Annotated in this window: 15 protein-coding genes; 8 read left to right on the top strand and 7 right to left on the bottom strand. The window is 73.7% G+C overall.

Features of this window, described 5'->3' with window-relative positions; genetic code table 11:
- Positions 1-98: 98 nt before the first annotated feature.
- Complete coding sequence (locus MB828_RS08195) at positions 99-395, bottom strand: hypothetical protein (protein WP_301647581.1); 297 nt, start codon at positions 393-395, stop codon at positions 99-101.
- Between the two features lie 223 nt (positions 396-618).
- The gene (locus MB828_RS08190; protein WP_301647580.1) at positions 619-1,332 is read right to left on the bottom strand and encodes a lytic transglycosylase domain-containing protein; all 714 of its coding nucleotides are present in this window, start codon (positions 1,330-1,332) and stop codon (positions 619-621) included.
- A 147-nt stretch (positions 1,333-1,479) separates the two neighbouring features.
- Here MB828_RS08190 and MB828_RS08185 point away from each other — a divergent pair, with 147 nt between their 5' ends.
- The 6 genes from MB828_RS08185 (at position 1,480) to MB828_RS08160 (ending at position 6,728) form a co-directional block, all read left to right on the top strand.
- On the top strand, positions 1,480-1,863 hold the full coding sequence (locus MB828_RS08185; RefSeq protein WP_301647579.1) for a BlaI/MecI/CopY family transcriptional regulator: 384 nt from the start codon (positions 1,480-1,482) through the stop codon (positions 1,861-1,863).
- Positions 1,864-1,871: 8 nt separating this feature from the next.
- The gene (locus MB828_RS08180; protein WP_301647578.1) at positions 1,872-2,816 is read left to right on the top strand and encodes a M56 family metallopeptidase; all 945 of its coding nucleotides are present in this window, start codon (positions 1,872-1,874) and stop codon (positions 2,814-2,816) included.
- 111 nt (positions 2,817-2,927) lie between these two features.
- Complete coding sequence (locus MB828_RS08175; protein WP_165941462.1) at positions 2,928-4,193, top strand: beta-ketoacyl-[acyl-carrier-protein] synthase family protein; 1,266 nt, start codon at positions 2,928-2,930, stop codon at positions 4,191-4,193.
- Positions 4,190-5,479, top strand: coding sequence for a ketosynthase chain-length factor (locus tag MB828_RS08170; protein WP_301647577.1), 1,290 nt, complete (start codon positions 4,190-4,192; stop codon positions 5,477-5,479). The genes MB828_RS08175 and MB828_RS08170 overlap by 4 nt, the downstream gene beginning before the upstream one ends.
- 44 nt (positions 5,480-5,523) lie before the next feature.
- Complete coding sequence (locus MB828_RS08165; protein WP_046733492.1) at positions 5,524-5,784, top strand: acyl carrier protein; 261 nt, start codon at positions 5,524-5,526, stop codon at positions 5,782-5,784.
- On the top strand, positions 5,781-6,728 hold the full coding sequence (locus MB828_RS08160; protein ID WP_301647576.1) for an aromatase/cyclase: 948 nt from the start codon (positions 5,781-5,783) through the stop codon (positions 6,726-6,728). Before MB828_RS08165 ends, MB828_RS08160 begins: the two co-directional genes overlap by 4 nt.
- A gap of 157 nt (positions 6,729-6,885) precedes the next feature.
- Here MB828_RS08160 and MB828_RS08155 read toward each other — a convergent pair whose 3' ends face one another.
- Together MB828_RS08155 and MB828_RS08150 are read right to left on the bottom strand one after the other, a co-directional pair.
- Positions 6,886-7,446 (bottom strand): hypothetical protein, encoded by a 561-nt coding sequence (locus MB828_RS08155; protein WP_301647575.1) that lies wholly within the window; start codon positions 7,444-7,446, stop codon positions 6,886-6,888.
- Positions 7,447-7,449: 3 nt separating this feature from the next.
- Positions 7,450-8,313, bottom strand: coding sequence for an SAM-dependent methyltransferase (locus MB828_RS08150; protein WP_301647574.1), 864 nt, complete (start codon positions 8,311-8,313; stop codon positions 7,450-7,452).
- A gap of 251 nt (positions 8,314-8,564) precedes the next feature.
- Between MB828_RS08150 and MB828_RS08145 the strand changes: the two genes are divergently transcribed.
- Entirely contained in the window at positions 8,565-9,509 is a 945-nt protein-coding gene (locus MB828_RS08145; protein ID WP_301647573.1) for a TIGR03619 family F420-dependent LLM class oxidoreductase, read from the top strand.
- Between the two features lie 45 nt (positions 9,510-9,554).
- On the opposite strand, the gene MB828_RS08140 is transcribed toward MB828_RS08145, so the two are convergent.
- Both MB828_RS08140 and MB828_RS08135 read right to left on the bottom strand, forming a co-directional pair.
- Positions 9,555-9,986 carry a PPOX class F420-dependent oxidoreductase gene (locus MB828_RS08140; protein WP_207920573.1) on the bottom strand — a complete coding sequence of 144 codons (432 nt, stop codon included), beginning with the start codon at positions 9,984-9,986 and terminating at the stop codon, positions 9,555-9,557.
- The gene (locus MB828_RS08135) at positions 9,983-10,777 is read right to left on the bottom strand and encodes a TetR family transcriptional regulator (RefSeq protein ID WP_301647572.1); all 795 of its coding nucleotides are present in this window, start codon (positions 10,775-10,777) and stop codon (positions 9,983-9,985) included. Before MB828_RS08135 ends, MB828_RS08140 begins: the two co-directional genes overlap by 4 nt.
- A 110-nt stretch (positions 10,778-10,887) precedes the next feature.
- Here MB828_RS08135 and MB828_RS08130 point away from each other — a divergent pair, with 110 nt between their 5' ends.
- A complete protein-coding gene (locus tag MB828_RS08130; protein WP_133023414.1) occupies positions 10,888-12,384 on the top strand; it encodes a DHA2 family efflux MFS transporter permease subunit in 1,497 nt (498 codons plus the stop codon).
- A gap of 124 nt (positions 12,385-12,508) precedes the next feature.
- Here MB828_RS08130 and MB828_RS08125 read toward each other — a convergent pair whose 3' ends face one another.
- Complete coding sequence (locus tag MB828_RS08125) at positions 12,509-13,714, bottom strand: acyltransferase family protein (protein ID WP_301647571.1); 1,206 nt, start codon at positions 13,712-13,714, stop codon at positions 12,509-12,511.
- Positions 13,715-13,717 lie beyond the last annotated feature (3 nt).

The raw sequence follows: 13,717 nt of genomic DNA, 5'->3' as shown, positions 1-13,717 counted from the left end.
AAGAAACTTCTACAGCACTGTAGAGCAGAGTGAACCGGCGCGGACATTGCGGTGAGAGGGTCCGAGGGATCAGGTCAGGTCAGTCAGGGCACGTCACGTCAGGGCACGTCACGTCGGTAGCGGGCGGCTATCCACTCGGCTCCGCGTTCGGCCAGCACCCGTCTTCGCGCCCAACGAGAGCGCCGCGCGCGGGAGTTCATGGGTCGTGGTCCCGGCGTGGCGGCCGCCAGCCCCGCCAGCCGGTCCGCCGCGCGGGCCAGATCCGTCATGAGGCGTCGGCGCCGGCCCGGGGAGTCGGTCCGCACCAACGCCGTGTACAGGCCCTCGACTTCCGCGAGCGCGGCCCCCAGTCGCAGATTCGTCTCACGCACCCGCCGGATGTCTCTGCGCGGCATACACGCCCTTCCTCCCCCGACCTCAGGACCGGATCCCGCCGACTTCTATTATTGCGCAATCCGGCAATCCGGCATCGGGCGTCCGCCTGGCGCCATCCATCTCCGGGACATCCGTCTGCGGGCCGTCCTGCTGCGGGACATGTGCGGGGCAGCCATCCGCGGAAGCAGCCAGCGGGCAGGCAACCACCGGCTCTGCAACCGCGGGTACGCGCCCGCGGACGCGTCAGTCGGAGGCGACCGCCCTGCCGGCCTTGGTCCAGTTCGCGTGCAGTTCGTCGAGGTAGGAGCGGGCCTGGCTGCCGGGGGTGGCACCGCGGGCGAAGGCGAGCATGTTGGAGGGGCCCGCGTTGTAGCCGAGGGCCAGCAGGTCGTTCCTCGGGTACGACGCCGACCGGCCGGCGGGCAGCCGCGCGGCCAGGTCGTGCAGGTACCAGGCCTCGGCCTCGATCGCGAGATCCCGGTCGTCGGGGAGGTCCGTCCAGCTCCGGTTCGCGAAGTCACGGCCCTGCTTGACCTCGTCGAAGGTGGCCCGGTGCATGTTCGCGATGCCGAAGGCCGCGTCCGGCTTGAGTTTCTGCCAGGCCCGTTCGAAGGCCGGGTCGTGCGGCTTGTACGCCTCGTTGTAGAGGATCGCCATGACCAGCTGAGCGCTGACGCCTGCCTGCCTGGCCCGGTCGCGCACCTGGCGGGCGTAGCCGGCGGGGTCGTACGAGGCGGAACTCGCCCGGACCGACGGGGACGCCGAGGCGGACGGCGTGGGTGAGGCGGACGGCGTGGGTGAGACGGTCGACGGGGACGCGGTGGGTGCCGGGTGCCGTGCCGGCGGCGGTGCGTCGCTCTGCGAGGTGTGCGCCGCCCGGACGATGACGTACAGCACGAGGGCGAACACCGGCACGGAGATCCAGCGCGTACGCCTCGACGCCCGGGAATCGGACATTCCCCGCCCTTTCTCCCACATGGTCCGGCACTCTTCTACCGCAGCCGGACTAAGGACCGCGTGAGGCGGTGCGGTGCGGCGGGAGAACCGTCATGAGCGGGCGGCGGCACCGAGCTAGGATCTACACAGCTGTAGAGGAGGACCCACGTGGCGGAGCCGGATCCGCGCGGCCGGCGCAGGGCGCAGGGCGCGCTGGAGACCCAGGTGCTCGCGGCGCTGCAGCAGGCCGACGGACCGGTGACGGCGGGCTGGGTGCGGGAGCGGCTGGCCGCCGGCCTCGCCTACACGACCGTGATGACGGTACTGGGCCGCCTGCTGGCGAAGGACGCCGTCACCCGCAGGCGCGAGGGCCGGTCGTTCGTGTGGCTGCCCGCCGCCGACCAGGCGGGACTCGCCGCGCTGAAGATGCGCCGGGTGCTGGACGGCGAGCGGGACCGGCGGGCGGTCCTGGCCAGCTTCGTCACCACGCTGCCCGAGGGCGACGAGCGGTTGCTGCGGGAACTGCTGCGGCACGCGGGCGACGGGGACTGAGCGCATCCGTGGGCATCTTCGTCTTCCTGCCGCTGGTGCTGCCGTTGACGGCGTGGCCGATCGCGCGCCTGGGCGAACAGCGCCTCGATCCCCGTACCGCCACCGTGCTGCTCACCACGGTCGCCGCCGTCATGGCGCTGTGCAGCACGGTGTGCCTGGCGCTGCTGATGGTCGTCGGCACCGCGCAGCTCCCCGGCAACCCCCTTCCGGACGGCTGGTCGGACCCCGAGGTGCGGGAGAGCGTGCCGCGGCACGGGGTCGCCGGGAAGGCGGCGATCCCGGCGCTGCTCGCGGTCGTCACCGGCTGCGCGGGCGCGCTGCTGCGGCACCGCCGGGTCAGGAGCCGGGCGCACCGGGCGCTGCGGGGCCTGCCGGGCACCGAGGTCGCGGTCCTGCCGGACTCCCGGCCGTACGCCTACGCGTTGCCGGGCGGCCCGTACGACCGCGTCGTGGTGTCCACGGCGATGCTCGCCTGCCTCGCGTCCCGGGAGCGGCGCGCCCTGTTCGCCCATGAACGCGCCCACCTGCGGGCCCGGCACCACCGCTACCTGCTGCTGGCCCTGCTGGCGGCCCACGCCAACCCGTTCCTGCTGCCGCTGCGGACGGCCGTCGCCTGCACGGTGGAACGCTGGGCGGACGAGGAGGCGGCGCGGACCGTGGGCAGCCGCCGGGCGGTCGCCCGGGCGATCGGCACGGCGGCCCTCGTCTCGCGGGGCACCCCCGCGCCCACCCTGGCCGGCCTCGCCGGTCTTGCCGCGCCGGGCCCGCTGCCGCGCCGGGTCGCCGCCCTGCTCGGCCCGCCGCCCGCGGTACACCGCTGGCCGTCGCCGTTCACGACCGCGGGGCTGGCGGTGTGGACGGCCACCACCGGCACCCTGCTCTCGGCCATGTTCTCCGCCAACTCGGCGTTCACCCTGCTGCTCCTCCTGCACGCGGCCACGCCTCTCGCCTAGGTCCCGCGCGGCTCCGCCCCCGATCCTCCTTCGAGCCAGGCTCGAGGCCCCGGCCGCAGCCTGCTGAAGGCCCGAGTAACGGACCTGATGCGCTGCACGTACGGAGGCGATATGACTCGGCGCGTTGTGATCACCGGCATCGGGGTGCGTACCCCGGGCGGCCTGGGAACGAAGGCGTTCTGGTCGCTGCTCAGCGAGGGGCGGACGGCCACCCGGAGGATCTCCCGTTTCGACCCCTCCCCCTTCAGGTCCCGGATCGCGGGCGAGGTGGACTTCGACGCGGAGGCGGAGGGGTTCAGCCCGCGCGAGGTGCGCAGGATGGACCGCGCGACCCAGTTCGCCGTCGCCTGCACCCGGGACGCGGTCGCCGACAGCGGACTGGAGACCACCGCTCTGGACCCGGCCCGCGTCGGCGTGAGCCTGGGCAGCGCGGTGGCGTCCGCGACCAGCCTGGAGCGGGAGTACCTGGTGCTGTCCGACAGCGGCCGGCAGTGGCTGGTGGACGACGGTTTCCTCTCCCCGCACATGGCCGACTACCTCAGTCCGGGGGTGATGCCGGCCGAGGTGGCCTGGAGCGTGGGCGCCGAGGGCCCGGTGACGATGGTCTCCGACGGCTGCACCTCCGGCCTGGACGCGGTCGGGCACGGCGTCCAGCTGATCCGGGAGGGAACCGTCGACGTCGTCCTCGCGGGCGCGTCCGACACCCCGGTCTCGCCGATCGTCGTCGCCTGCTTCGACGCCATCAAGGCGACCACACCCCGCAACGACGACCCGGAGCACGCCTCCCGGCCGTTCGACGGCTCGCGCAACGGCTTCGTCCTGGCGGAGGGCGCCGCGATGTTCGTCCTCGAGGAGTACGAGGCGGCCCGGGCCCGCGGCGCGCAGATCTACGCCGAGGTCGGCGGGTTCGCGACCCGCTGCAACGCCTACCACATGACCGGTCTGAAGACGGACGGCCGGGAGATGGCCGAGGCGATCCGGGCGGCGCTCGACGAGGCCCGCCTCGACCGGACCGCCGTCGACTACGTCAACGCGCACGGCTCCGGCACCAAGCAGAACGACCGCCACGAGACCGCCGCGCTCAAGCGCAGCCTGGGCGCGCACGCCTACGACGTGCCGGTCAGCTCCATCAAGTCGATGGTCGGGCACTCGCTGGGCGCCATCGGGTCCATCGAGATCGCCGCCTGCGCGCTCGCCATCAAAACCAACGTCGTACCGCCCACCGCCAATCTGCACACCCCCGACCCCGAGTGCGACCTGGACTACGTGCCGCTGACCGCCCGCGACAAGCAGGTGGACACCGTGCTGTCGGTCGGCAGCGGGTTCGGCGGGTTCCAGAGCGCGATGGTGCTGCACCGGCCGGAGGTCGCCGCATGAACAGCGGTACGAGGAGCGGTACGAGCAGCGCTACGAGGAACGGTACGAGCAGCGGCGCGGCCGGTGCCGGTGCCGTGGTCGTCACCGGTGTCTCGGTGGTGGCGCCGGGCGGTCTGGGGACCGAGGAGTACTGGAAGTCCGTGCTCACCGGGCGCAGCGGCATCGGGGAGCTCACCCGGTTCGACGTCACGCGCTACCCGGCCCGGCTCGCCGGGCAGATCAGGGACTTCGAGGCGGCCGACCACCTGCCCAGCCGGCTGCTGCCGCAGACGGACGTCTCGACCCGCTACGCGCTGGCCGCCGCGGCCTGGGCGCTGGCCGACGCCGGGGTGGGCGCCGGGACACTGCCCGACTACGACATGGGCGTGGTCACCTCCACCTCGCAGGGCGGGTTCGAGTTCACCCACCGGGAGTTCAACAAGCTCTGGAGCAAGGGCCCGCAGCACGTCAGCGTCTACGAGTCGTTCGCCTGGTTCTACGCCGTGAACACCGGGCAGATCTCCATCCGGCACGGCATGCGCGGCCCGAGCGCCGCGCTCGTCGCGGAGCAGGCGGGCGGCCTGGACGCGGTGGGGCACGCCCGCCGTACCGTGCGCCGGGGCACCCGGCTGGTGCTGAGCGGCGGGGTGGACTCCGCGTTCGATCCGTGGGGCTGGGTGGCGCAGTCGGCGAGCGGCCGGGTCACCACGGCGACCGACCCGGAGCGCGCGTACCTGCCCTTCGACACCGACGCGTCCGGGCACGTGCCCGCCGAGGGCGGCGCGATCCTGGTCGTCGAGGACGCCGCCTCGGCCCGGCTGCGCGGCGCGGAGCGGATCTACGGGACGCTCGCCGGATACGCGTCCACCTTCGACCCGCGGCCCGGTTCGGGACGCCCGCCAGGCCTGCGCCGCGCGGCCGAACTGGCGCTGGCCGACGCGGGGTTGGCGCCTGGCGACATCGACGTGGTGTTCGCCGACGCGGCCGGCGTGCCGGAACTCGACCGGGCCGAGGCGGCGGCCATCAGCGGCCTGTTCGGGCCGAACGCCGTCCCGGTGACCGCGCCCAAGTCCGTCACCGGCCGGATGTACGCGGGCGGCGGTCCGGCCGACCTGGTCGCCGCGCTGCTCGCCGTCCGGGACGGCGTGGTCCCGGCGACCGCGCACACCACGTCGGTGCCCGCCGGCTACGGCATCGACCTCGTCCTCGGGGAACCCCGCGCCCTGCCCGTACGGGCCGCGCTGGTGCTCGCCCGCGGACGCTGGGGCTTCAACTCGGCGGTCGTCGTGACCGGTCCGACGCACTGACGCCCCCCCTTCGACCCCATCAATTCCTGGCAGGAGACCACGTCATGGCACACATCCAGATCGACGACCTGCGGCGCATCCTCGTCGCCTGCGCCGGCGAGGACGACGGCATCGACCTGAGCGGCGACATCCTCGACACCTCCTTCGGTGACCTGGGGTACGACTCGCTCGCCCTGATGGAGACCGCCGCCCGGATCGAACGGGACTACGGGGTCGCCCTCGCGGACGACGTGATCGCCGACGCGAGGACGCCGCGCGACCTGCTCGACCTGGTCAACCGGGCCGTCCCGGCGGACGCCCGGTGACGGCCGGACCCCGCCCGCTGCACGCCGAGCACACCCGGGTGGTGCACGCGCCGCCCGGTCCGCTGTACGACCTGGTGGCGGACGTGACGCTGTGGCCGGCCGTCTTCGGCCCCACCGTGCACGCCCGCCGGCTGGAAGGCGGCCCGGACAGCGAGCGGATCCGGCTCTGGGCGACGGTGAACGGCCGGGTGAGCGACTGGGTGTCGCGCCGCACCCTCGATCCGGGCCGGTTCACGGTCGGCTTCGAGCAGGAGGTCAGCAGTGCGCCGGTCGCCTCGATGGGCGGCGAGTGGCTCTTCCGTGAGCTGGGCGGCGGCCGGACCGAGGTCGTCCTGCGGCACCACTTCACGGTCGTCGACGACGACCCGGCCGCCGTGTCCTGGGTGCAGGAGGCGCTGGACCGCAACAGCGCGGCGGAACTCGGCGCGCTGGCCCGGGTCGTGGAGACCGGGCACCCGCCGCGGGAGATCGTGTTCTCGTTCACCGACACCCTCGCGCTGACCGGCCCGGCGGAGTCGGCCTACGAGTTCGTCGCCCGGGCCGACCTGTGGCCGGAGCGGCTTCCGCACGTGGCCGGGGTGACCCTCACCGAGACCGCGCCCGGGGTGCAGGACCTGCGGATGGAGACGGCGACGGCGGACGGCTCGACCCACACCACCCATTCGGTACGGGTGTGCCGGCGGCCGGAGTGGATCGCGTACAAGCAGCTCCGTACCCCGGAGCTGCTGCTCGGGCACAGCGGGCTGTGGACGTTCGGCGAGGGACCGGACGGACCGTTCGCCACCGCGAGCCACACGGTGGCCCTGAACCCGGAGGCGGTGTCCCGGGTGCTGGGGGCGGACCGCACGACCGCGGACGCCCGACGGCACGTGCGGGAACTGCTCGGCCGCAACAGCCGCACCACGCTGGCGCACGCGGCCGGACAGGAGGCACCGGCCCGGTAGCCGACGGGCGGCTGACGGCTGACGGCTGACGGCTGACGAACGAGAACGCGAACGCGAACGCGAACGGCGAGGCACGTACAGGGGAGGGCCCCGGCGGTGAACCACCGCCGGGGCCCTCGCCGTTCAGGCCGTTCGCCCCTTCAGCCTCTCCGCCCGTTCAGCCGTCCGTGATCCGGGTCCTGGCGAGCAGGGCGGGTCCGTCGGGGCGGCCGGTGACGACGCCGTTCATGCCCTTCGACGGCTGCTCCCAGCGGTAGCCCCAGACGGGCCCGGTGCCGTCCGGGCCGCCCAGCGCCACCTCGGCCACGCCGTCCGGTCCGGCGGTCACCGTCCAGGTCAGACGCGGCAGGGTGAAGGTCGTACCGGACACGAAGGGCCCCGGGGCGTGCAGCACCAGCGCGCCCCCGGCCTGCGCGGCGTACGGCTCGGTGCCGTCGAGGCCGCTGCCGCCGGACAGGACGGCGCCGCCCGGGTCCGCGCCCCGCGGCGGGACGAAGCCCAGCCGCAGGTCCTGGACCCGGCTGCTGAACCTGGGGCTGAAGGTGAGCGGTTCGGGCTGCACGGCGACGGTGAACGACTCGCCGGGGCGGACCGTGCCGGGGGCCGTGACGGTGAAGCCGAGCCGGTAGGGGATGTCATGGGTGTCACCGGCGGGTTCGGTGTACACCTGGCAGGTCAGCGCGACCGTCACGACGGCCGGGGTGGTCGGCGCGGTCATCCGTCACCCTTCCCGTACGGCCGTGACCAGTCCGCCCGCGCCGGTGCCGGTCCGTTCGTCGAGGAACGCCTCCCGCCCGTAACGCAGATGGAGTTCCTCCATGGTCGGGGCGTCGGCGGGCCGCCAGCCGTGCCGGACCAGCCAGCCCGACGGGTCGGGCTGGGTGGAGCGCCACGGGGCGTTGATCGAGGACTGCATGCGCTTGAAGCCGCTGACGTCGCCGCGGTAGGTGGTGGTGGGGTTGACCACCTCGATGCCGAGCCGGCTGCCGGGCGCGGACAGTTCACCGACCCGGTCGACGAGCCGGTCGTTGTCGGTCTCGGTGAGGTACGGCAGCAGGCCCTCCGCGAGCCAGGCGGTCGGCGCCTGCGGAGCGAAGCCGGCGGCCGTGAGGGCGGCGCCCCAGTCCTCCCGCAGATCCGCCGGGACGGCCGTGCGACCGCGGGTGGGTTCGGTGCTCTCGCCCAGGACGTCGTACTTGAAGGCCAGCACGTCCGGCAGGTCGATCTCGAACACCCGGGTCCCGGCGGGCCAGTCGAGCCGCAGCGCGCGGGTGTCCAGGCCGGCGGCGAGGATGACCACCTGGGTGCAGCCGCCGCGGGCCGCGGCCAGCAGGTAGTCGTCGAACAGCGCGGTCCGCAGGGCTATGTAGCCGCCGAAGATCTTCATGCCGGCGACCGTCTCGTCGCCGACGGCGTCCACGAAGGCCTTGGCGTACGGGTCGTCGAAGAGCCGGTCGTCGCGGGCGCTCTCCCGTGCCCGGGCCAGCGCCACACCCACCGCCGTGAGTCCGACGCCCTCGGGCAGCCTGCGTCCGTCGCCCTGTGGCGGTGCGCCGCCGGGTCGTGCCTGGTCGAGCTCGCCCATGCGCGCTCCCCTTTCCTTCGTCGTGCCGGGTCACCGTGTGCCGGGTCCACTTGTGTCGGGTCGTGCCGGGTCCACTTGTGTCAGGTGCCGCTCGACTTCCGCTGGAAGCGGCCGAAAGCCGTCGCCGGGCCGGCCCGCGCCTCGTGCGGGCCGCCGTGCCCGAGCCATGCTTGAGCCCCGGTCGAGTCCCCTCGGCCAGCCTGACGACGGACGTGCGGCGCCGCCGTACCGACGAACGGAGGTCGTTTCCAGTGACTGGTGCTCAGCGGCAGGAGGCAGACCCGGCGGCCGTCGCCGACCGCCCGGCGGGGCGTCGGCTGCGGGTCGGCGGGGATCTGCCGTACTTCGACGATCCGGCCGAACTCCGCGACTACGTCCAGGCGTTCGAGGATCTCGAATACGACCACCTGGGCTTCGGAGAGCACGTGGTCTCGGCCCGGACCGACGACTGGCCCTCGGAGATCTCCCCGTGCGCGCCCTGGCACGAGTCGTTCACGCAGGCCGCCTACCTCGCGGCGGTCACCTCCCGGGTGGAGCTGACCGCCGCCGTGCTGCTGCCGCAGCGGCCGGTGGCGCTCGCCGCCAAGCAGGCGGCCGAGGTGGACCTGCTGTCCGGCGGCCGGCTCCGGCTGTCGGTGAGCGTCGGCTGGAACCGCGACGAGGTCCGCGCCCTGGGCGTGGACCCGGCCGTCCGCGGCCGGCTGATCGAGGAGCAGATCGAGGCGATGCGGCTGCTGTGGGAGCAGCCGGCGGTGAGTTACACGGGTGAGCTGGTGCGGCTGCGGGACGTGGCGCTCAACCCGCGCCCCGCGCGGCGGCTGCCGGTGTGGATGGGCGGCGGCGACTTCGCCGGGGGCGGGGTGCCCCGGCCCGCCGTCCTGGACCGGATGGCACGGCTGGCGGACGGCTTCCGGATGTTCGGGCCGCTGATGCGGGACACCGGGACCGGGATGAAGGTCGTCGCGCGCCTGCGCGAGCTGGTCGCCCGGTACGGCCGGGACGAGGAGTCCTTCGGGATCGAGGCGCGGATCCCCTTGCAGCTGGTGCCGGAGCAGGAGTGGGCCGGGCGGCTCGCCTTCTGGCGGGACGCCGGGGCCACGCACGTCTCGCTGTCCAACCGGCGCGGGGCGGGCGGCGCGGACGCCGAGATCGCCAGGCTGGCCCGGTTCGTGGAGCTGACCCGGCAGGACTGGTGACGCCGGAGCGCCACGCCGGCTGACGCCCATCGCCCGGTACGGGGGTCAGCCGGCGGCCGTCGGCACGTCCCGGGCGTGCACGCCGGGGACGTCGGGGTCGAGGTTCCAGGCGACGACGCGGACGGGGTGGATGCGGATCAGCTCGCCGCTGAAGTACGGGTTGGGCGGGGTCTGGCCGCGCAGGGCCTCGGCCCGGCCGCGGATCTCGATGCCCCGGCCGCGGTACGGCGAGTCGGTGCTGCCGGCGGGCGCGAAGTCGTCGACGACGAACGAGACCTCCGGCCGTGCCTCGATGTTGCGGAACTTCCGGCTGGCCGCCAGGTTCGGGCCGCCGATGTCGATGGTGCCGGTGTCCGTGTCGAGGACGAAGCTGACCGGACGGTTCTGCGGCTCGCCGGACGGGCCGACCGTCGCCAGCCGGCCGTGTCCCTGCGCGGCCAGGTAGCCGAGTTCCGCCTCGCTGAACGGCACGCTCATCGCGGGTTCCCCTCGTCGGGTGCGTCGGTTCGATCGGATGCGTCGGTTCCGTCAGGTGCGTCAGGTGCGTTACGTGCGTCGGGTGCGTCGGGTTCGGTCACGGTGTCTTCCGTGGACCGCGGTGCGGTGCCGCCGCCGAGGTGGCGGATGAGCCGGCGCAGCTGCTCACCGTAGGACGCGTCGAACTCCGGGGAGCCGGGGTCGAGGCCGGTCACCTGGCGGGCCGTCTGCGGCAGTACGACCGGGGCCAGGATGATGCCCATGAGGGCCAGCCGGACGAAGCCCGGGTCGAGGTCGTCGGCGATCTCGCCGCGCTCCTGGGCCTGGCGCAGGTTGGCCACGTCCTGGCCGAGCGTGGCGTCGTCGTACGTCTCGCCCGCCGTGGACCCGCCGGTCAGGCCCCGCCAGATGAGCAGCCGGGCCGGGCGCGGGTCCGCGAGGCCGGCGGCGAGGTAGCGGGCCGCGACCTCCTCCAGCGGCAGGTCCGGGTCGGCGAAGACCGTCTCGCGCTCCGGCCAGCCGCGCTGGATCTCGCGGTAGAGGCCTTCCTTGCCGCCGAAGTAGTAGTTGATCAGCTGTTTGTTGACGCCCGCGCGGGCCGCGATGTCCTGGACGCGGGCGCCGGCGAAGCCCTTCTCGGCGAACTCGTCCAGGGCGGCCTCGCACAGCGCCCTGCGGGACCGCTCGGCGTCCCGCTGCCGCTCCTCGGGGGCCGGGGAACGGCGCGACCCCTGTCGCCCGCTCGCCGCCGGTGGGGTCTCCGCGGCCGTCGGGCCGGTCGTCGAGGTCATGACGCCACCCTAACAAAGCCGTCAACCATCGACCTGACTGAATCAGCCAACTTCCCGCCTTAATCAACCAGTCGTTTGACAGAGGAGAACGGCCGGTTGAGACTGCTGGTGTGACAGCTTCTCCCAGTGCTTCTCCCAGCACACCGGACCCCACGACGGAACAGCCGGGACTGACACCCGAGGCACGGCGAGCCGTGATCGTCGTACTCGTCGGTGCCGTACTGGCCTTCCTCGACGCGACCATCGTCAACGTCGCCCTCGACTCGCTGTCGTCGGCACTGCACAGCTCCCTGCGGACCATCCAGTGGGTGGTCACCGCCTATCTGCTCGCCCAGGCGGCCGTCCTCCCCATGACGGGATGGGCCGCCCGCAAGGTCGGCGCGCGGCGCCTGTACGTGGCCTCGCTGCTGCTGTTCACCCTGGCCTCGGTGGCCTGCGGCCTGGTCGACAGCGCCTGGGCGCTGATCGCGGCCCGGACCGTCCAGGGCATCGGCGGCGGCATGATGATCCCGGCCGGGCAGATCATCCTGGTCACGGCGGCCGGGCCACAGGGCCTGGCCCGGGTGATGGGCGCGGTCGGCATCCCGATGGTGCTGACCCCGGTCTTCGGCCCCACGGTCGGCGGCCTGCTGCTCGACCACGCCGGCTGGCAGTGGATCTTCCTGATCAACCTGCCGCTGGGGGTGGCCGGTCTGGCCCTGGCGCTGCGCCTGCTGCCCGCCGACCGGCGGGGCGAGGATCCCGGACCGCTGGACACGGCCGGCCTGGTCCTCGTCTCCCTGGGCATGGTCGGCATCACCTTCGGGCTCTCCCAGGCGGGCGGCGCCCACGGGCTCGGCTCGGTGGAGGTGCTCGGCCCGTTCCTGGCGGGCCTGGTGCTGACCGCCGGGTTCGTGCTGCGCGCCCTGCGGGCCCGGCATCCGCTGCTCGACGTCCGGCTCTACCGCGACCGGCTGTTCGGCTCCGCCTCGTTCGTGACCTTCGTCTTCGGCGCGGCCACCTACGGCGGAATGATCCTCATGCCGCTCTACTACCAGGTGGTCCGGCACGAGGACGCCTCCACGACCGGTCTGCTGCTCGCCCCGCAGGGCATCGGCGCCGCCGTCGCCATGGGCCTGTCGAGCCGGCTGTTCGAGAAGATCGGCAGCGTCACCTGTGTGATCGGGGCGGCGGTCAGCGTGGTCGCCAGCGTGCCGTTCGTGCTCATCGGCGCCGACACCTCGTACTGGCTGCTCGGCCTGGCCATGGTGGTACGGGGCCTGGGCATCGGCCTGTCCGTCATGCCGGCCATGACGGCGGCCTTCCAGGCCCTCGACCCCGGTCAGATCAACGACGCGACACCGCAGCTCAACGTGGCGCAGCGGGTCGGCGGGTCCATGGGTACCGCCGTGTTCGTCGTGGTGCTCCAGCAGCACCTGGCCGGCGGGACCACCCCGGCCGACCAGGCGACGGCGTTCGGCACCACCTTCTGGTGGGTCTTCGGCACCGCCGTCCTGGCCGTGCTGCCGACCCTGCTGATGGCGGCCGTCGAGCGCCGCCGTCGGCAGGGCACGGGGTCAGCGGGGAACAGCGCGCACACCGCCGTGGACGGCGTCGGCACGGCCTGACCGCACCACGACCGGCCTGCGGCTTGCCCCGGCCCGGGTGCGCACTCGGCTCACAGCGACCGCCCGGACACCGCGACCGCCCGGTCGCGGTGTCCGGACCGGTCGCGGTGTCCGGACCGGCCGCTCACGCGGGGTCCGACGAGGGTGCCGCGGTCCGCTCGGGCCGCGGCGCCGGCTCCAGGCGCTGCGGCCCCGGTACGGCCGCGGGCCCGCGGGCCCGGGACCAGCGCCGCATCACCGGCATCTCGACCAGGGAGTGCAGCAGCCAGGCGAGCGGCAGACACGCGGCCAGGAACAGCAGGCTGAGCCCCGCCGCCTGCCAGCCGGACAGCCCCGTGCCGAACCCGATCGCCCGGGCGCCGTAGCCGAGCACCAGCTGGTGGACCATGTACAGCGCGAAGGACACCTCGCCCAGCCAGACGGCCACCCGGCCGCGCAGCGGCGAGTACCGCCCGTCCAGGTCGGCGACCGCGCCGGCCGGGATGAGCAGGGCCAGCGGCACGATGGTCGTGGCGACCGTGCCGTACTGCCCGGGGGCGTACAGCGCGCCGGCGTAACCGGCGAGGAACAGCACCGCCGCCGGCCCGAGCCCGACCGGGAGCCAGCGGCCGAGGACCACGAGACGGGCCAGGAACATCCCGAGCACGAACTCGAAGGCCCGCGCCAGTGGGAAGAAGTACACGAACCACAGCTGGGTGACCGAGTAGTCCATACGCGGCGACAGGTGCGGGCCGCCGTCCAGGAAGACCGCGGAGACCAGCGGCAGGCACCACACGGCGAGCACCGCGCCCGCCGCACCCCACCACAGCGCCCGGACGGAGAGCCGGTTCACCAGTGGCAGCAGGAACGGGAAGGCGGCGTAGAACACCACCTCGCTGCAGAGCGACCAGCTGACCTGGTTGATGCCGGTGAGGACGTCGTACCTCGGGATCCAGGACTGCACGAGCAGCAGGTTGGGCACCAGCTGGCCGGCCGTGAACGCGTCGCCGAATCCCAGCATCAGCACGACCGCCGCCAGCGCGGTCACCAGGTGGGTCGGGTAGATCTTGCACAGCCGCCGCCGCCAGAAGGCGCGCGCCGTGGTGCCCGGCCGCGCCGACCAGGTCAGCACGAAGCCGCTGAGCACGAAGAAGAACGACACGCCCGTCGAGCCGGCGGCGCTCCACCAGAAGCCGGGGCCGGTGCCCGAGATCCAGCTCGCGGGCAGCAGGATGAAGAAGGCGTGCGAGAAGAAGACCATTCCGGAGGCGGCGAACCGCATCCCGGTGAGGGTCGGCAGGGCGGGGCGGCGCGCGTGCGCCGCCGTCTCCGCGGAAGCGACGGTGTCCATGCG

Origin of the sequence: Streptomyces arenae, from assembly GCF_022343545.1 — a bacterium.
Lineage (GTDB): Bacteria > Actinomycetota > Actinomycetes > Streptomycetales > Streptomycetaceae > Streptomyces > Streptomyces humi.
The sequence above is the reverse complement of the archived record's forward strand: the minus strand, read 5'-3'. Positions and strand labels throughout refer to the sequence as shown.

Coding starts and splice junctions, on each gene's coding strand:
- MB828_RS08195 (WP_301647581.1), bottom strand. CDS start 395: ATGCCGCGCAGAGACATCCGGCGGGTGCGTGAGACGAATCTGCGACTG.
- MB828_RS08190 (WP_301647580.1), bottom strand. CDS start 1,332: ATGTCCGATTCCCGGGCGTCGAGGCGTACGCGCTGGATCTCCGTGCCG.
- MB828_RS08175 (WP_165941462.1), top strand. CDS start 2,928: ATGACTCGGCGCGTTGTGATCACCGGCATCGGGGTGCGTACCCCGGGC.
- MB828_RS08170 (WP_301647577.1), top strand. CDS start 4,190: ATGAACAGCGGTACGAGGAGCGGTACGAGCAGCGCTACGAGGAACGGT.
- MB828_RS08165 (WP_046733492.1), top strand. CDS start 5,524: ATGGCACACATCCAGATCGACGACCTGCGGCGCATCCTCGTCGCCTGC.
- MB828_RS08155 (WP_301647575.1), bottom strand. CDS start 7,446: ATGACCGCGCCGACCACCCCGGCCGTCGTGACGGTCGCGCTGACCTGC.
- MB828_RS08150 (WP_301647574.1), bottom strand. CDS start 8,313: ATGGGCGAGCTCGACCAGGCACGACCCGGCGGCGCACCGCCACAGGGC.
- MB828_RS08140 (WP_207920573.1), bottom strand. CDS start 9,986: ATGAGCGTGCCGTTCAGCGAGGCGGAACTCGGCTACCTGGCCGCGCAG.
- MB828_RS08135 (WP_301647572.1), bottom strand. CDS start 10,777: ATGACCTCGACGACCGGCCCGACGGCCGCGGAGACCCCACCGGCGGCG.
- MB828_RS08125 (WP_301647571.1), bottom strand. CDS start 13,714: ATGGACACCGTCGCTTCCGCGGAGACGGCGGCGCACGCGCGCCGCCCC.